This window comes from Vibrio stylophorae (assembly GCF_921293875.1).
GTDB classification, from domain to species: Bacteria; Pseudomonadota; Gammaproteobacteria; order Enterobacterales; family Vibrionaceae; genus Vibrio_A; species Vibrio_A stylophorae.
Map to the genome: position 1 here is coordinate 860,855 of NZ_CAKLDI010000001.1, position 16,576 is coordinate 877,430.

The following is a 16,576-nucleotide window of genomic DNA, read 5'->3' on the forward strand; positions in this document are numbered from 1 at the left end:
ATTTGATGAAACAAATTCGAAAAGCAGTGATTCCAGTGGCAGGTCTTGGGACTCGAATGTTGCCCGCTACAAAGGCAATTCCCAAAGAGATGTTGCCGATTGTGGATAAGCCGTTGATTCAATATGTGGTCAATGAATGTATTGCCGCAGGGATCAAAGAAATTATTTTGGTGACCCATGCGTCTAAAAATTCCATTGAAAACCACTTTGATACCTCTTTTGAACTGGAAGCAACGCTTGAAAAGCGTGTAAAACGCCAATTACTTGATGAAGTGCAAGCGATTTGCCCTGCGGATGTCACCATCATGCATGTGCGCCAGGGGCATGCTAAGGGACTTGGTCATGCGATTTTGTGCGCGAAACCTTTAGTGGGTGATGAGCCATTTGCGGTGGTCTTGCCAGATGTCTTGCTCGATGATGCTTCCTGTGATTTGCAAAAAGATAATTTGGCGCAGATGGCTGCACTTTATCAGGATACTGGGCATAGCCAGATTTTGGTTGAGCCTGTTGCGCAAGCACTTGTTCACCAATATGGTGTTGTAGATATTCATGGCGCCGAATTATCGCCAGGCGAATCAGCACCCATGGTGGCGACGGTTGAAAAGCCAAATGCAGAAGAGGCACCATCTAATTTAGCGATTGTCGGTCGTTATGTGCTTTCAGAGAAAATCTGGCCACTACTAGCAAAAACACCTCCGGGTGCTGGTGATGAAATTCAGCTTACCGATGCGATTGATATGCTCATGGCTGAAGCGCCTGTAAATGCTTATCACATGAAAGGGGTGAGTCATGATTGCGGCAGTAAGTTTGGTTATGTGAAAGCCTTTATCGATTATGCATTGCGCCATGATGAAGTAAAAGATCGGCTACAAACCTATTTGAAGTCGTTAAATGCTTAATAAAAAGGCTTCCATTTGGAAGCCTTTTTAATTTAGTGAGGGCGATTAGATTAAGAAATCATCTAGATTCGCGCCAGCATCCAATTTTTCTTTAAGTGCTGATGGGGTACGGCCTTGGCCAGTCCAAGTTTTCTCTTCACCGTTTTCATCGATGAATTTGTATTTTGCTGGACGTGGTGCGCGTTTACCTTTGGCTTTTGGCGCAGACTCAGAGAAAAGCTCTTCTGGGTTGATGCCATCTTTTAAAAGCATTTCACGATATTGTTCTAGTTTAGCAAGGCGTTCTGCATTTGCTTCGCGCTCTGCTGCTTCAGACTCTTCACGTTCTGCAATAACAAGCGTTAATTTCTCTTGTGCCTCAACCAATTGTTCAAGTGATAGATCACGAGTTTGCGCACGCAAAGAACGTAGGTTAAGTAGAACCTTAATTGCTTCAGACATAGTTATTAATCCTATTTTATTTTCCTATGAATCAGGGGGAATACCCCTGATACAGGGATATTAGTTATTTCGATTTAAATTCTAGCAGCGCTTTTTTTAAAATAAAAGAAAACAAATGATAATGTTCAGATAGGGTTAATTTTCAACATCTTTTTTTTGCAGTGAATATGATGTTGGGAGAGACTTTACGGTTAAAATTAAATCTATCAGAAATGCTGCAAAATTTATTGCGACGAAGTTCAAGTTCGATTCGAGCAAATGTCGAACCGTGTTTGCACAAAAAAACACCTATAATGTTACATTCTTCAAAAAGAAATGGTTGCAAATGTGAGCTTTGTCATTAGAATTGGCTGCACCTAATCCAGGTAGAGGCGCACTGTCTATCAGTAGGTTTGGCGAGGTTGACCACCGATGACCCAAATTGAAAGGAGCCCGTGCCGAAGTCTATAAAGCGTCATCTTTGTAGGCTGGGGTCGTTTTTAATAGGAACGACACTGCCATAGTCAACATTCACTATGGAGCGCTACTGTTGGGGGTCCCAATTGGGGTTTTCTCATCTATCCATGTCATATGGAAACAGTAGATCTCCAACCAAATAGGTTGTACGAGAGATCATGGACATTTCCACTCACGAATATATCAACACAGTTTACTCTGTGATCCCGCCAGTCGTGGCGTTAATCCTAGTTCTATTTACCCGTCGGGTGCTGCTTTCTTTGGGCGTCGGCATTCTCTGTGGTGCATATTTTTATGCCGAAGGTGACCTTTGGGGCGCATTTAAATATCTCGATCATATTACCAGCGCGTTGTTTGTGAACGTTGATGGCGGAAATACATTTTGGAGCGATAAAGTTTCCATCCTCATTTTCCTTATCTGCCTTGGCGTGATGACTGCATTAATGACCCTTTCTGGTGGTACACGCGCATTTGCACAGTGGGCTCAACGTAAAATTAAAAACCGTCGCGGCGCGAAAATGATGTCTGCTCTTTTGGGCGTTTTCATTTTTATTGATGACTATTTTAATAGTCTTGCTGTCGGTGCAATTTCTCGTCCTGTAACAGATCAATTTAAAGTTTCTCGTGCGAAACTTGCCTATATTCTTGATTCAACAGCAGCACCAATGTGTGTAATTATGCCTGCATCAAGTTGGGGTGCCTATATTATTACGCAAATCGCAGACATTCTTGAAAAAAACCACATTCATGAGTCTAGTCCGTTAGGCACTTTTGTGACCATGATTCCAATGAACTTTTATGCCATTTTCGCATTATTAATGGTGCTTGCTGTGGCTTGGTTCCAAATTGATATTGGTCCAATGCGTCGTCATGAGCGTTTAGCACTACAAGGGACTCCTGTTGAAGCGCAGGAAGGTAAAAATCAAGAAGAGATTGAAATTAAAGAGAGTAGCCAAGGTCATGTTGCTGATTTGGTGATGCCTGTTGTGGTTCTTGTGATTGCAACCATTGGTGCCATGATGTGGACTGGCGCGCAGGCAATGGCTGCGGATGGTCGCGCATTTACTGTATTGGGTGCATTTGAAAATACCTCAGTGACAGATTCTCTTCTATATAGCGGTATCATCGGTGTATTGGCGGCGCTTGTGGGTCCACTTCGCCAGCGTCTACCTCGCGCAGAATTGGTGCATGCCATTAGCATGGGTACCAAATCTATGTTTGGTGCGATTTTGATTCTTCTGTTTGCATGGAGTATCAGTACAGTGATCGATAACCTACAAACCGGTGCTTATCTGTCTGGTTTGGTGATGGAACATAAAGTAGGTATTGCACTGATGCCGCTTATTTTCTTCACACTGTCTGGTTTTATGGCTTTTGCAACGGGGACGTCATGGGGCACCTTTGGTTTGATGCTTCCAATCGCGGGAAGCATGGCGGCGGCATCTGCGGCTAACGACCCAACAACTGCAAGCATGGTACTGCCAATGTTGGCTTCGGTACTTGCTGGCTCTGTGTTTGGTGACCACTGCTCACCAATTTCAGATACCACCATTTTGTCCTCAACCGGTGCGCGTTGCTGCCACATTGACCACGTGATGACGCAGTTGCCTTATGCACTTTCTATCGCACTTATCTCGATGATCGGTTATGGTGTGCTTGGCTTTACAGAAAGTACCTTTGCTGGCTTTATGACCTGTACGGTGCTGTTTATTGCTTGGATTGTCTTCTTGCTGATTTTCAACAAAAGACACCCAGAATTAGAAGAAGCATAATGATAACAAGGGGCCCAGCAGGGCCCTTTGTTTTAAGACCCAGAAAGAGAGAACACCTTTGGCGCAACTGTATTTCTATTACTCGGCGATGAATGCCGGTAAATCGACCACCTTGCTGCAATCTGCATTTAACTACAAAGAGCGCGGAATGAATCCGCTGGTGATGACCGCAGCGATTGATGATCGTTTTGGTCAAGGTAAAGTGGCCTCACGAATCGGCCTAGAAGCGCCTGCAGAGCTTTTTACGCCAGAGAGTGACCTCTTTGGTGATATTCAATCCTTGCACCAACAGAGCGCGATTGACTGCGTTTTAATTGATGAAGCCCAGTTTTTAACTAAGGCACAGGTTCATGCCATTACCTTGGTGGTGGATCAGCTTAATATTCCAGTACTTTGTTATGGCTTGCGCACGGATTTTCGTGGCGAGCTTTTTGAAGGTAGCCAATATTTACTGGCTTGGGCTGATAAAATGGTCGAGCTCAAGACCATTTGTCATTGTGGTCGCAAAGCCAGCCGTGTGATCCGCTTAAATGGCGAAGGCAAAGCCATTGCTGATGGCGAGCAAGTCGTGATTGGTGGGAATGAAAGTTATGTCTCTGTTTGCCGCAAACATTACTTTGAGGCGCTTGAGCAAGCATAGCCATGATTGGCTGATGTCCCATGAAAAATAAGATGAACATCAGATAAAAAGGGAGGCTATGCCTCCCTTTGTTGTTTTCGCGCGTTGCCATTGAATTTTATTTTTGATGGCGCGCTTGCAGTACCTGAATCACTTGTTCGAGATTCATCTCTTGATCTTGCAGGAGCACCAACAAATGATAGATGAGATCGGCCGATTCATTGGCGAGCTCTTCACGATCATTGACGGTTGCAGCCAGCGCCACTTCTACACCTTCTTCACCCACTTTTTGCGCCATACGCTTGGTGCCGCGAGCAAATAGGCTTGCTGTGTAAGAAGTACTCGCATTGCCGCCTTTACGGCTGGCAAGTAGGGTTTCAAGCTGATACAAAAAGGCCAACTGCGGGGTGGATGCATCGCGCTGCTCCGCCACATCAAAGCAGCTTTCGACACCGGTGTGGCAGGTCGGGCCCACAGGCATAGCAAGTACCAGCAAGGTATCTTGATCGCAATCTAGGCTGATGCTTTGCACTTGCAGATGATTGCCAGACGCTTCTCCTTTCGTCCACAGGCGATTTTTGCTGCGTGAAAAAAAGGTCACTAACTTTGTTTGCTCAGTTTTTTCCAAGGCTTCAGGGCTCATATAACCCAGCATCAACACTTTGCCGCTTACAGCATGTTGAATAATGGCGGGGATCAGCCCGTCAACTTTACGCCAGTTAATTTGTTGATTGAGTGTGCTCATGGGCGAATGGTGACTCCCTGCTCAAGTAGATATGACTTTAGCTCACCGATATTGATGATCTGTTTGTGAAAGACGGAAGCGGCAAGCGCACCGTCAGCATTGGTTTGTAAAAAAGCGTCTGCAAAGTGGGGCATAGCCCCTGCGCCGCCAGAGGCGATCAGTGGTACTTTACAGATATTGCGCATGCGTTGAAGCTGCACGAGATCGTAGCCTTGACGCACGCCATCTTGGTTCATCATATTGAGGACAATTTCACCCGCGCCGCGCTTTTGTACTTCTTTGATCCAATCTTCCGTTTGCCACTGGGTGACTTGGGTGCGCTTTTCGTCACCGGTGAATTGATAGACCTGATATTGTTGCGTTTGCGCATCAAAATAGCTATCAATGCCCACCACAATACATTGCACGCCAAATTTGTCGGCAAGGCGAGTAATGAGTGTTGGATCGGCCAGGGCGGGTGAGTTGATGGACACCTTATCGGCGCCAAAGGCGAGAATGCGCTGGGCATCCTCTGCGGTTTTAATGCCGCCTGCGACACAAAATGGAATATCGATCACTTCGGCAACGCGAGCCACCCAGCTTTTGTCGACCACACGGCCATCGCTAGAGGCGGTGATATCATAAAAGACCAGCTCATCGGCGCCTTCTTCAGCGTAGCGCGCGGCGAGCGGTACGATGTCGCCAATAACTTCGTGATTGCGAAATTGTACGCCTTTGACCACTTGGCCATCGCGTACATCAAGACAAGGAATTATGCGTTTGGCCAGCATGCCAGTGCCTCCTTCGCGGTAAACTTGCCTTCAAGTAGCGCGCGGCCAACGATGACGCCCGCCACGCCAGTGCCGACAACTGCCTTGATATCCTCAAGATCGCCAATACCGCCGGAAGATTGAAACTCAATTTGCGGATAGGCTTTGCATAGATCGATATAAAGATCGACGTTAGAGCCCTTGAGCGTGCCATCGCGCGAGATATCGGTACATAGCACATGCTTTAAACCAACCGTGAGGTAGTTTTCTAGCAGGGTTTCAATGGTCACCCCTGAATCTTGCTGCCAGCCAGAGATGGCCACCACGCGGTGCCCCTCTTTGGTGATATTGATATCCAAGGCCAGCACAATGCGCTCCGCGCCATAGGTTTCAATCCAGCCTTTCACTAAATCTGGCGATTTAACGGCGGTTGAGCCAATCACTACACGTTCAGCGCCAGCCTCGAGTAGATCTTTGACATCTTGCTCGTGGCGAATGCCGCCGCCAATTTGAATTTTTGCTGGGGTTTTTGCCAGCATTTCACGAATCAAAGGCAATTGGCGCGCATTGGTATCTTTAGCGCCAGTTAAATCTACGAGGTGCAGCCAAGTTGCGCCAGCTTCAAAGTAGGCATTAAATTGCGCCACAGGATCGGCGCTGTATTCGGTTTTTTGTGCGTAGTCACCTTGATAGAGGCGAACAACTTTACCGTCGATTAAATCAAGTGCAGGAATAATCATGTCGACTCCTCAGTCAAAGGACAGGGATAAAAAGTTAGCAAGTAGTTGAGCGCCCACTTTGCCAGAGCGCTCAGGGTGAAACTGTACGCCGTAAAAATTATTGCGACCCACAGCTGCGCTAAAAGGCTGACCATAATCGCAGCTGGCGATGGTGTAGCGCGGATCCACAGGCATGGCGTAGCTGTGCACAAAATAGAAATAGCTCTCGGGTGGGATACCTGCAAAGAGTGGATGATTATCCACAGGTGTCACTGTGTTCCAGCCCATGTGAGGCAGTGGCAAATCACCGGTTTGCATCTTACGTACTTCACCTTCGCATAGCTCAAGGCAAGTGACTTGGCTATCTCCCTCTTCTGAGAGCATCCCCAGCAGCTGCATGCCCAAACAGATCCCGAGCAGCGGTTTTTCAACGCGCTTGACCAGCTCAATTAAGTCGCGCTCAGCAAGGTTATTCATCGCTTCTTTGGCGGTGCCTACACCCGGTAATAGCAGCTTATCTGCCGCGAGTACAACCTCAGGTGCTTTGCTGATGGTGACGTCATAGCCCAAACGTTCAACAGCGTAGCGCACTGAAGCAACATTGGCGCAGCCAGTATCAATGATCACCACCTTGGTTTGAGATTGCGTCATTAGAGCACTCCTTTACTACTAGGGAGTTCGTTGCCCTCAACGCGAATGGCTTGGCGCAGAGTGCGACCAAAGCATTTAAATAGGCTTTCAACCAAGTGATGATCGTTGCTACCTGTGGCACTCAAATGCAGGGTGCAAGCTAGCGCGTCGCTTAGTGAGCGGAAAAAGTGCGGGGTCATCTCAAGTGCGTATTCACCAATGGCATCACGCGAAAATGGCGCATCAAACACGAGATAAGCTCGACCTGAGAGATCCAAAGCGCATTGCGCTAAGCATTCATCCATGGGAAGGGTAAAGCCAAAACGGCCAATACCACGCTTATCTCCCAAGGCTTGTTTGAGCGCCTCACCGAGTGCTAGAGCGGTATCTTCAACGCTGTGGTGATCATCAATATGTAAGTCACCACTTACTTGGCAGTTGAGAGAAAATCCGCCATGGGTGGCGATTTGATCTAGCATGTGGTCAAAAAATCCGATCCCAGTACTGATCGCGCTTTGTCCTGGTACATCGAGATTGACGGTGATGGCGATATCGGTTTCCTTGGTGGTGCGGCGCACCGAGGCAATGCGAGGTTGGGTGGTGAGGTCGGCCAGAATCTCTGGCCAGCCCATGCCATCGCGATTGTATTGAATGCCGCGAATGGCCATATTTTCAGCAAGCTGTAAGTCAGTTTGGCGATCACCAATCACTGCTGAGTGGCGAAAATCCACTTTACCTTGCTGTAGATAGTCTTTGACCAAGCCCAGTTTGGGTTTGCGGCAACTGCAGTTGTCGCCATCAAAGTGCGGACAGATCAACACATCATCAAAACGCACACCTTGCGACTCAAAAATCTGCATCATCAGATTGTGCGGCCCATCAAAATCGGCTTGTGGGTAGCTGTCGGTGCCCAAACCATCTTGGTTGGTGACCATCACTAAGCGATAGCCTGCATTTTGCAAAGCTAACAGTGCTGGGATCACTTGCGGCTCAAGTGCAAGCTTGTCAAATCGGTCAACTTGAAAATCAACCGGTGGCTCTTCTATTAGGGTGCCATCTCGGTCGATAAATAGAATTTTTTGTGCAGATTGGCTCATATTTTCATACCTTGAAAACCATCTTCATTCAGGCTGCGAATGATTGCAGCCTGTCCTTGAATGTTTGCTTCAACAGCAAAAAAACTTGTTTAGGCGTTGACGCACTGGGTTTGATAAAACCCTTGAATCGCAGTGAGTGTTCGCTCACATTCTTGGCGATTACCGATACTGATGCGAATGGCATCTTTGACCGGTGAGCGGCGCAAAATGATCCCTTGATGCCAGAGTGCATCAAACAGTGCGTCGCCTTGGTCAAAATGGATCAGTAGATAGTTGCCCATCCCGGTATTTACGCGAGCCTGTGGCATCGCTTCTAGCGCTTGCTTGAGCCAGTTGCGATTGTCATTGAGGGTACGCATCTCTTGGCGCATTCGCGCAAGGCCTTGGCTTGAGAGTGCCTGACAAGCGATATCGGTGACTGGCACTGGCATGGGATAGGGCGCAATGACCTTGAGCAGCATCTCAATCACATTGGGATTGGCGAGGGTAAAGCCGCAGCGCAAACCCGCCAGAGCAAAGGCTTTAGATAGGGTGCGTAGGATCACCAGATTGTCATATTGATCTAAAAGCGTTGCCATGGATTGGTCGAGACAAAAATCGATATAGGCTTCATCCACTACCACCAGTGCTTGGTTGGCGCAGGCTTGCAATATGCGCTCAATCGCTGCGCGATCAATCAGGTTGCCCGTTGGGTTATTGGGCGAGCAGATAAAAACCAGTTTGACCTGATCAAGGTTTGCCAAAATAGCGCTTTCATCGAGTTGCCAATCATCGGTGAGTGGTATCACTACTTCACCAATGCCAGCGGTTTCAGCGCAGATGCGATACATGCCATAGGTCGGCGGGCAATAGAGAATTTTTTCGCCGGCCTCACAGAAGGTGCGCACCAGTAGCTCGATCCCTTCATCGGCACCGCGCGAGACCAAGGTTTGTTCACTGCGAACGCCAGCATATTGGGCGTAGGCATCAATTAGCGGTTGCGGCTGACATTCGCTATAACGGTTGAGGCGCGCGCAGTCGATTTGATAATCGTGAACAAAGGGCGATTCATTGGCATTGAGCCAAACATCGCCACTGCCGCCGAGGCGACGCGCTGACAAATAGGGGGTTAACGCTTGTACATTTTTACGGGCAAGTTGCTCAATACTCATGCTGGCATCTCCTGCATCGCTTGATTTTTTAGCGCTTCGACGCGAATGGTTACTGCGCGTTTGTGCGCATCGAGCGTTTCAGCATCTGCGATGGTGGCGACGGTGTCTGCAATGGCCAGTAAGCCTTGCGGGCTGAGCTCTTGCACTGTCATACGTTTGCTAAAATCAGCCAAACCAAGGCTGGAGTAGGTGCGGGTATAACCATAGGTTGGCAGTACGTGGTTGGTGCCCGAGGCATAGTCACCCACGGACTCTGGCGACCAGCGACCAAGGAAGATTGAGCCTGCGTTATCTAAATCCACGAGGAGGGCGCGTGGATCTTCGGTTTGTACAATCAAGTGCTCAGGACCGTAGAGATTGGAGATGGCCACGCATTGCGCCAGACTTTCGGTTTCAATTAGCACACTTTCACTGAGCGCTTTACGGGCGATGTCGTTGCGCGACAAGGTTGCAAGTTGACGCGCCACGGCTTCACGTACGGCATTGCATTGCGCTGCACTTGGGGTAACCAAGACCACTTGCGAGTCAGGGCCGTGCTCGGCTTGGCTGAGCAAGTCAGCGGCAATAAAGTCAGGATTGGCTTTGTCATCGGCAATCACTAGCACTTCAGAGGGGCCTGCTGGCATATCAATGGCCGAGCCGTAAAAATCATTGCTCACTTGGCGTTTGGCTTCGGTTACGAAGGCGTTACCTGGGCCAAAAATCTTGTCCACTTTGCTGACGCTGTCGGTGCCATAGGCCATAGCGGCGATGGCTTGCGCGCCGCCGAGCTGGTAAACCGCATCAATATTGCAAAGTTTGGCGACATACAAAATTTCATCAGCGATGGGGGGTGGCGAGCACAACACCACGCGCTGACAACCGGCGATTTGCGCCGGAATACCAAGCATCAATACCGTTGAAGGCAGTGGCGCACTGCCGCCCGGAATATAAAGACCGACGCGGTTAATTGGGCGTGTTACTTGTTCGCAGACCACGCCCGGCTGGGTTTCAACTTGCACCACTTTCGGTTTTTGTGCTTGGTGAAATTTAGAAATATTGGCATAGGCGGCTTGCAGCGCGTGCTTCATGGTATCGCTTAAACGTGCTTCGGCAGCATCCAATTCAGTGCGGAGCAGTTCAATGCTCTCAAGATTGACACGATCAAATTTTGCAGTGAGCGCTTTAAGCGCTGCATCACCTTGGTTGCGAACTTGGCTGATCACATCTTTGACCGCCGATTCAATAGACGCGCCTTGGTTAATGGCTGGGCGAGCTAGTACAGCTTGGCGCTCATCGGCATTGAGTGCTTGCCATTGAACTTGTTTCATCGAGATTGGGGCAATGGTGGTTTCCATGATGCTTACTCCATCATCTTTTCAATTGGCAGCACCAAAATGGCGCTTGCGCCTAGGGCTTTGAGCTGTTCCATGGTTTCCCAGAACAGGTTTTCTGCACTGACGGTGTGCACGGCAACGCGCTGTTTATCGTGGGCAAGGGTGAGTACGGTTGGGTCTTCGCTGCCAGGTAGTAGGGAGATGATCTCTTCAAGGCGATCCGTTGGCGCATGCAGCATGATGTATTTCGATTCTTTGGCTTGTGTTACGCCTTGAATACGCGTGAGCAGGCGCTCGATAAGTTGCGTTTTCTCTGGGCTAAATTCACCCGCACGTTGAATCAGCGCGGCTTTAGAGCGAAAGATAGTCTCGACTTCTTTGAGGCCATTGGCCACTAGGGTTGCGCCTGTCGAAACCAGGTCACAAATGGCATCAGCCAACCCTGCGCGCGGTGCAACTTCCACTGAGCCGGTGAGCATACAGGTGCTAAATGGAATATTTTGTTCGTCCATATAGCGCTTAAGCAAGTGCGGGTAGGTGGTGGCGATGCGCTGTCCGGCCAGATCTTGCGGGCCGTTATAGTCTAAGTCTTGGTCGATGGCGATGGACAAGCGACAGCCACCAAAATCAAGGCGACGCAGTTTGACATAGTCATTGTTGACGCCAAGCGCCCTGCGATCGAGATAGACCTCTTCCAGCTCATTTTCGCCGATAAAACCGAGGTCAACTACGCCATCCATAATCAGGCCTGGAATATCATCATCACGAACCAAAAGAAGGTCGATTGGCATATTTTCAGCGTGCGCAATAAGGCGCTCACCCATCAGGTTGATTTTCACACCGCAGCGTTTAAGTAACTCTTTACATTCGGTGCTGAGGCGGCCTTTCTTTTGAATCGCAATTCTCAGGCGTTGTGTTTCCATGTGTTGATTTCCCTATGCCCTAAATTAAAAAACCCTTGGAAGAGAGCTTCCAAGGGTATCGATTGGGTTTGTCCTTTATACCACCGGAAGCTTTGTTATCTTCCAGTCAGAACGTATCCTCCCGAAAGACTACTCAGGATGATGATGGTGATGAATGACCATTGAGAGAATACGCATAATTAATCCTACTAAATCCATTAGTGGCGCGTGTTGTGAACACGCTTGCTTCACTGCTGCTTTTCATCTGTGAAAAGACTTGAGGCTTCAAATTAACCAAGTGTTGTACAGAATGCAACCCCATTCTTGATGATTTTTTATCTTTTTATTTGACGCATCAAAACTGAATTAGAATGCTGAAAATACAGGTTATGCTACTGAATTAGATATATTTTAGTTGATTATTCCGGTAATTAAATTTAGCCAGTTAAAGATAGGGTTAAATTTTAATTTCATAAAAAAACGCGCTATCTATTGAGCGCGTTTTTCAATTTATTTTATCGCTAATGACGATGAAAAATTAAAAGACCTGCTTAAAGGGTTTGACGATGACCTGTGCATAAACACCGGCATCGACATAAGGGTCTGCATCTGCCCAAGCTTGTGCGTCACTCAGAGAGTCAAATTTTGCGATCACGGTTGAGCCCGTAAAGCCAGCCTCACCCGGATTATCACTGTCAATGGCGGGCATTGGGCCAGCAACAAGCAAACGGTCTTCTGCTTTGAGCGCTTCAAGGCGTGCAAGGTGTGCTGGGCGTGCTTGCTGGCGCAATGGCAAGCTGTTGTCGATATCTTGAGAAAAAATCACGTACCACATGGTACATCTCCTTTGAGTCATTAAGTAAAGCGCTAGCGTGGAACGCGGCGCGGTTTGCCATCTTTATCGACAGCAACATAGTGGAAAATGGCGCTGCATACTTTACGGCGCTCACCAACGCGGTCGGCATGAACAGGTTTGACCCAAACTTCTAAGTCAATGGTCATGGAGCTGTTACCAATTTTGCTGCAATCGCCATAGCAGCAGACTACATCACCGACGCTCACTGGCGCGATAAATTGAATCTGGCTTACTGAGGCGGTGACAATGCGACCATGGGATATCTCTTTGGCGAGCACGCCGCCAGCTAAATCAAGCTGGGACATGATCCATCCACCAAAAATATCGCCCGCAGCATTGGTATCTGCCGGCATGGCGAGGGTGCGAAGTAATAGTTGGCCGCGAGGCACACTGTTGTCGAGGGCAATGTCTGTCATCAATATGAACTTTTATTCCGATTCGGGCGTTTTAGGCTCTTCTTCTTTAGGCATATATTTAAACATATAGACGCCTGAGAGAATGGTAAAAACAAAGGTAGCAATGAGCAAGCCAAAGACCTTGAAATTTACCCAAACGTCAGTCGGTAGATGAAACGCGATATACACGTTGAGCACGGCGCAGATAGAGAAAAATCCGGTCCAAGCCAAGTTTAAATTGCGCCAAACAAATTCAGGTAGGGTGATCTCTTTGCCAAGCATCGCTTTGACAACAGGTTTACCCATTAACTGAGAGCCTAGCAGTACCACGGCAAACAGCGCATAGACAATGGTCACTTTCCATTTAATAAAGTCTTCATCTTGTAGATAGATGGTTAAGCCACCAAACACCGCAACCATGGCAAAGGTGATGAGGTGCATTTTTTCTACTTTGCGATATTTCCACCACATAAAGGCGATCTGAAAAGGGATCGCAACAATCAGCGCCATGGTGGCAACATAGATATCGTGCGTTTTATACAGCACAAAGAAGATAATCAGAGGAATAAAGTCGATCAGTTGTTTCATGGGCTAGGCCTTCTTAATAAGTTGGCATTAGTCTACTCAAATTGTATTTTCACTCAACTCTACACTGTTAGCAGTTGTATCCTGGTCCGATTTTTCCTCTATAATCCACTCAATTCAAGGACGCACAAAAGTCGACTGCTATGATCCCGCCAAAAGCCAAACAACAGATCACCCAACTCACCGCGCACGGTATAACCCGTGAAGATGAATATTATTGGCTGCGTGATCTGGACGATGATGTCGATGTACGTCGTCATCTTGAAGCGGAAAATACCTATACCAAGCAAGTGCTTGCTCATACTCAGCTGTTGCAAGCGCAGCTTTATCAAGAGATGCGTAGCCGTATCTGCGAAGAGACACAAACCGTACCCGCGCAGTGGGGACGTTTTGTTTACTACCAGCAATATATTGAAGGGAAAGAGTATCCCATTCACTGTCGCCGCTTATTTCATGATGAGCAAGCGCCAGTGGAAGTCTTTTTGGATGAAAATGAACTCGCCGAAGGTCATCGCTATTTTGATTTAGCTGCCTTTGATATCAGCCCAGATCATCGCTGGCTTGCTTATGTAGTGGATACTGAGGGCGATGAGCGCTATCAGCTGCGCTTTATCGATTTAGACCAAAAAGTGCCTGTGGATGTGGTCATCGATGCTGTGGATGTCACCTTGGCTTGGCTCAATGACAATCAAACGCTGGCCTATGTCGAACTTGATGATAACAATCGCCCTGTAGGGGTGAAAACCCATACTTTGGGTCTGCCTGCCTGTGATGATCCTTGGCTCTATCGCGAGAAAAGCGAAGGGCAGTATTTTGTCTCCGTGGATAAAACCCAGGATGAAAAATACCTGATGATCGACTCAGGTGGTGCAGTCAGTGGCGAGTGCTATTGGCTCGATGCCAATGAGATCAACAGCAAACCGCAGCGTTTGTATCCGCGAGAAGCGGGTCATGAGTATTATTTGGATCATCATGATGGTTACTTTTATCTGCAAAGTAACCGCCATCATGCCAATTTTGGTGTGTATCGCGTGCCCGTGGCCGATCCCAATGCTGTGTGGGAGTGTGTGATTGAGCCAAGTGATCAGCGTTTGATCACCGGTTTTATCTGCTTTAAGCGCTTTTTAGCCATTAGTTATATGGAAAATGGTCTGCCCGGTATTAGCTTGCTGGTGGATTATCAAATTGAGCGTCCTTTGGCGTTTCAGCAGGCCGCCTATACCTGCGCCATTGGTGAAAACCATGCTTACGACACATTAACTCTGCGTTATGTGTACGCTTCCTTTACCACGCCGACCAGTATCTATGAGTACGATTTGGTGACCGGCGAGCATCGCTTACTCAAACAAGAGCCAGTGCCGCACTTTGATGCCAGCCAATACCAAGTGGCGCGATTGATGGCGGCCAGTGATGATGGCACCTTGATTCCAGTGAGTGTGCTGCATCATCAACAGACGGCTATTGATGGGCAGGCGCCACTGCTGCTCTATGGTTATGGTGCTTATGGCGTGAGTATCAAACCGGACTTTCATCGTAATGTGCTGTCTTTAGTAGATCGCGGTTTTATCTTTGCCATTGCCCATGTGCGTGGTGGTTCAACCATGGGGCGTCATTGGTATGAGCAGGGTAAATTTGAGTATAAACAAAATAGTTTTCTCGATTTTAATGCCTGTGCTCGATATTTAACGGCGCAAGGCTACGGCGATCGTCACGGAATCACTGCATTAGGCGGCAGTGCGGGTGGTTTGTTGGTGACGGCTGCGGCTAATTTAGCGCCGAATCTATATCGCGCTGTGGTGGCTGAAGTGCCTTTTGTCGATGTACTCACCACCATGTTGGATGAGGATTTACCGCTGACAAAATTGGAATATGAAGAGTGGGGCAATCCGCAGACGCTTGCGGCCTATCAGTGGATAGCTGCCTATTCGCCCTATGACAATATTCCAAATGGGCATTATCCAGATCTATTGCTCACCGCTGGTCTGTCGGATCCGCGCGTGACCTATTGGGAGCCGGCAAAGTTTGCCTTGCGCGCCCGCGATCGTCTTGATTCAAATGTGACTGTGTTGCTGCATACGCAGATGGAAGCAGGGCACAGCGGCGCATCAGGTCGTTTTAGTTATCTCTACGAAGAGGCGATGCAATACGCCTTTATTTTAAGTCGTTATCCTGAGCGAGAAACAATACAGACTCGCGCATCTATGGTGTCTGAGTTTTAATATAAATATATGATTTATATTATTTTTGTTTTTTCGTGATATTCTTTCATCACTCAATCAAGGAGTGTGAGTGATGATTCGAACCCTATTTTTCGGCGCCCTTTTAAGCGCCATCATAAGCCTTTCAGCATGGGCGCTGCAGGCTCCAGCCAATTCCCCAAGGGCAAAAGAGACCCATGCGCCAGAATATATCCTTAATCCTAGTGATGCCTATCAACAAGCCATTGAATTTTTTGAGCAGCAAGCGTTTACCAAGGCGTTACCTCTGTTTCGTATCTTAGCTGAGCAAGGGGACGCCAATGCGCAGTTCTATTATGCACTGATGCATCAGCGCGGCAATGGCGTTCCTGTTGATTTAGAAAAAGCAGAAACTTGGTATCTAAAAGCGGCCAAACAGCAGCAGTTGGACGCGCAGTATCATCTGGGATTGCTATATCACGACGCGCCTAAACCGATGCAAAATTATCAACAAGCGATGAACTGGTATTACAAAGCGGCGCGCCAAGGTCACCTGATGGCGATCAATAATATCGGCTATTTGTACCAAGAAGGTTTGGGGGTGACGAAAAATCCACAAACTGCGGCTAATTGGTATCTGATTGCGGCTGAGCAGGGCTTGGCCATTTCTCAAAATAATCTGGCAACCTTATATCGCGTGCAAAAGCAGGTCGACAATTATGGCAAAGCGGCCTATTGGTTTGGTCAGGCGGCAGCACAGGGCGACTATATGGCGCAGCATAATTTAGGGATTAGTTATCTGTGCGGTTATGGCGTAGACCCCAATGGCGCATTGGCTTACACATGGTTGAGTTTGTCTGCGCAGCAGCACTTTGCACCGGCTATCGCGGAGCTTAAGGATCTTTCCTGTGAGCTTAAGCCCGCTGAAATCCAACAAGGAAAAGCGATATTACAGGCTTGCCAAGATGATTTGTTGCGCTGCCCTGTTCCTGATATTTCGGTGACGAAATAGCGCTAAAATCAGCCATTGTTCATATAAAAAATCCCGCAGTATGCGGGATTTTTTG

17 protein-coding genes, 1 riboswitch and 1 other annotated feature are annotated in these 16,576 nt (G+C 47.9%); of the genes, 5 read left to right on the forward strand and 12 right to left on the reverse strand.

The annotated features are described in order from the left end of the window. The first annotated feature begins 5 nt into the window (after window positions 1–5). Window positions 6–899, forward strand: a complete 894-nt coding sequence (gene galU / locus L9P36_RS03960) for a UTP--glucose-1-phosphate uridylyltransferase GalU (RefSeq protein WP_237465126.1) — start codon at window positions 6–8, stop codon at window positions 897–899. A gap of 45 nt (window positions 900–944) precedes the next feature. Here the strand turns inward: galU and L9P36_RS03965 are convergent, their stop codons facing one another. Further along, the gene (locus L9P36_RS03965) at window positions 945–1,340 is read right to left on the reverse strand and encodes an H-NS family histone-like protein (protein WP_237465128.1); all 396 of its coding nucleotides are present in this window, start codon (window positions 1,338–1,340) and stop codon (window positions 945–947) included. Window positions 1,341–1,698: 358 nt separating this feature from the next. Further along, window positions 1,699–1,874: riboswitch (Lysine riboswitch) on the forward strand. 86 nt (window positions 1,875–1,960) lie between these two features. On the opposite strand from L9P36_RS03965, the gene L9P36_RS03970 reads away from it, so the two are divergent. Both L9P36_RS03970 and L9P36_RS03975 read left to right on the forward strand, forming a co-directional pair. Beyond that, the gene (locus L9P36_RS03970) at window positions 1,961–3,568 is read left to right on the forward strand and encodes a Na+/H+ antiporter NhaC family protein (protein ID WP_435532760.1); all 1,608 of its coding nucleotides are present in this window, start codon (window positions 1,961–1,963) and stop codon (window positions 3,566–3,568) included. Between the two features lie 58 nt (window positions 3,569–3,626). Then, window positions 3,627–4,208, forward strand: a complete 582-nt coding sequence (locus L9P36_RS03975; protein ID WP_237465131.1) for a thymidine kinase — start codon at window positions 3,627–3,629, stop codon at window positions 4,206–4,208. Window positions 4,209–4,305: 97 nt separating this feature from the next. On the opposite strand, the gene hisIE is transcribed toward L9P36_RS03975, so the two are convergent. The 11 genes from hisIE to L9P36_RS04030 form a co-directional block, all read right to left on the reverse strand. Beyond that, window positions 4,306–4,932, reverse strand: a complete 627-nt coding sequence (gene hisIE, locus L9P36_RS03980; RefSeq protein ID WP_237465133.1) for a bifunctional phosphoribosyl-AMP cyclohydrolase/phosphoribosyl-ATP diphosphatase HisIE — start codon at window positions 4,930–4,932, stop codon at window positions 4,306–4,308. Beyond that, on the reverse strand, window positions 4,929–5,702 hold the full coding sequence (gene hisF, locus L9P36_RS03985) for an imidazole glycerol phosphate synthase subunit HisF (RefSeq protein ID WP_237465135.1): 774 nt from the start codon (window positions 5,700–5,702) through the stop codon (window positions 4,929–4,931). The genes hisIE and hisF overlap by 4 nt, the downstream gene beginning before the upstream one ends. Continuing rightward, on the reverse strand, window positions 5,684–6,421 hold the full coding sequence (hisA, locus tag L9P36_RS03990; protein WP_237465137.1) for a 1-(5-phosphoribosyl)-5-[(5-phosphoribosylamino)methylideneamino]imidazole-4-carboxamide isomerase: 738 nt from the start codon (window positions 6,419–6,421) through the stop codon (window positions 5,684–5,686). Before hisA ends, hisF begins: the two co-directional genes overlap by 19 nt. 9 nt (window positions 6,422–6,430) lie before the next feature. Then, window positions 6,431–7,051 carry an imidazole glycerol phosphate synthase subunit HisH gene (hisH, locus tag L9P36_RS03995; protein WP_237465139.1) on the reverse strand — a complete coding sequence of 207 codons (621 nt, stop codon included), beginning with the start codon at window positions 7,049–7,051 and terminating at the stop codon, window positions 6,431–6,433. Further along, window positions 7,051–8,127, reverse strand: coding sequence for a bifunctional histidinol-phosphatase/imidazoleglycerol-phosphate dehydratase HisB (hisB, locus tag L9P36_RS04000; RefSeq protein ID WP_237465141.1), 1,077 nt, complete (start codon window positions 8,125–8,127; stop codon window positions 7,051–7,053). Before hisB ends, hisH begins: the two co-directional genes overlap by 1 nt. Before the next feature lie 89 nt (window positions 8,128–8,216). Then, window positions 8,217–9,272, reverse strand: coding sequence for a histidinol-phosphate transaminase (hisC, locus tag L9P36_RS04005; RefSeq protein WP_237467850.1), 1,056 nt, complete (start codon window positions 9,270–9,272; stop codon window positions 8,217–8,219). A gap of 2 nt (window positions 9,273–9,274) precedes the next feature. Beyond that, window positions 9,275–10,588 carry a histidinol dehydrogenase gene (gene hisD / locus L9P36_RS04010; protein ID WP_237467851.1) on the reverse strand — a complete coding sequence of 438 codons (1,314 nt, stop codon included), beginning with the start codon at window positions 10,586–10,588 and terminating at the stop codon, window positions 9,275–9,277. A 32-nt stretch (window positions 10,589–10,620) separates the two neighbouring features. Next, complete coding sequence (gene hisG, locus L9P36_RS04015) at window positions 10,621–11,517, reverse strand: ATP phosphoribosyltransferase (RefSeq protein WP_237465143.1); 897 nt, start codon at window positions 11,515–11,517, stop codon at window positions 10,621–10,623. A gap of 23 nt (window positions 11,518–11,540) precedes the next feature. Further along, window positions 11,541–11,671: a sequence feature (His leader region), on the reverse strand. 363 nt (window positions 11,672–12,034) lie between these two features. Next, on the reverse strand, window positions 12,035–12,331 hold the full coding sequence (locus tag L9P36_RS04020) for a YciI family protein (protein WP_237465145.1): 297 nt from the start codon (window positions 12,329–12,331) through the stop codon (window positions 12,035–12,037). Between the two features lie 32 nt (window positions 12,332–12,363). After that, window positions 12,364–12,768: an acyl-CoA thioester hydrolase YciA gene (gene yciA / locus L9P36_RS04025; RefSeq protein ID WP_435532727.1), complete on the reverse strand. Its 405-nt coding sequence runs from the start codon at window positions 12,766–12,768 to the stop codon at window positions 12,364–12,366. 12 nt (window positions 12,769–12,780) lie between these two features. After that, a complete protein-coding gene (locus tag L9P36_RS04030; protein WP_237465147.1) occupies window positions 12,781–13,335 on the reverse strand; it encodes a septation protein A in 555 nt (184 codons plus the stop codon). Window positions 13,336–13,475: 140 nt separating this feature from the next. On the opposite strand from L9P36_RS04030, the gene L9P36_RS04035 reads away from it, so the two are divergent. Both L9P36_RS04035 and L9P36_RS04040 read left to right on the forward strand, forming a co-directional pair. After that, complete coding sequence (locus tag L9P36_RS04035; RefSeq protein WP_237465150.1) at window positions 13,476–15,551, forward strand: S9 family peptidase; 2,076 nt, start codon at window positions 13,476–13,478, stop codon at window positions 15,549–15,551. Window positions 15,552–15,624: 73 nt separating this feature from the next. Further along, complete coding sequence (locus tag L9P36_RS04040; RefSeq protein WP_237467853.1) at window positions 15,625–16,521, forward strand: tetratricopeptide repeat protein; 897 nt, start codon at window positions 15,625–15,627, stop codon at window positions 16,519–16,521. The last annotated feature ends 55 nt before the right edge of the window (window positions 16,522–16,576 follow it).

Bases quoted from the DNA above. Each gene is read 5' to 3' on its own strand.
- hisF (WP_237465135.1), bottom strand. From the start codon at position 5,702: ATGCTGGCCAAACGCATAATTCCTTGTCTTGATGTACGCGATGGCCAA.
- yciA (WP_435532727.1), bottom strand. From the start codon at position 12,768: ATGACAGACATTGCCCTCGACAACAGTGTGCCTCGCGGCCAACTATTA.
- L9P36_RS03965 (WP_237465128.1), bottom strand. From the start codon at position 1,340: ATGTCTGAAGCAATTAAGGTTCTACTTAACCTACGTTCTTTGCGTGCG.
- L9P36_RS04020 (WP_237465145.1), bottom strand. From the start codon at position 12,331: ATGTGGTACGTGATTTTTTCTCAAGATATCGACAACAGCTTGCCATTG.
- L9P36_RS04030 (WP_237465147.1), bottom strand. From the start codon at position 13,335: ATGAAACAACTGATCGACTTTATTCCTCTGATTATCTTCTTTGTGCTG.
- hisD (WP_237467851.1), bottom strand. From the start codon at position 10,588: ATGAAACAAGTTCAATGGCAAGCACTCAATGCCGATGAGCGCCAAGCT.
- hisA (WP_237465137.1), bottom strand. From the start codon at position 6,421: ATGATTATTCCTGCACTTGATTTAATCGACGGTAAAGTTGTTCGCCTC.
- L9P36_RS04040 (WP_237467853.1), top strand. From the start codon at position 15,625: ATGATTCGAACCCTATTTTTCGGCGCCCTTTTAAGCGCCATCATAAGC.
- hisH (WP_237465139.1), bottom strand. From the start codon at position 7,051: ATGACGCAATCTCAAACCAAGGTGGTGATCATTGATACTGGCTGCGCC.
- hisG (WP_237465143.1), bottom strand. From the start codon at position 11,517: ATGGAAACACAACGCCTGAGAATTGCGATTCAAAAGAAAGGCCGCCTC.
- galU (WP_237465126.1), top strand. From the start codon at position 6: ATGAAACAAATTCGAAAAGCAGTGATTCCAGTGGCAGGTCTTGGGACT.
- hisIE (WP_237465133.1), bottom strand. From the start codon at position 4,932: ATGAGCACACTCAATCAACAAATTAACTGGCGTAAAGTTGACGGGCTG.
- L9P36_RS04035 (WP_237465150.1), top strand. From the start codon at position 13,476: ATGATCCCGCCAAAAGCCAAACAACAGATCACCCAACTCACCGCGCAC.
- hisB (WP_237465141.1), bottom strand. From the start codon at position 8,127: ATGAGCCAATCTGCACAAAAAATTCTATTTATCGACCGAGATGGCACC.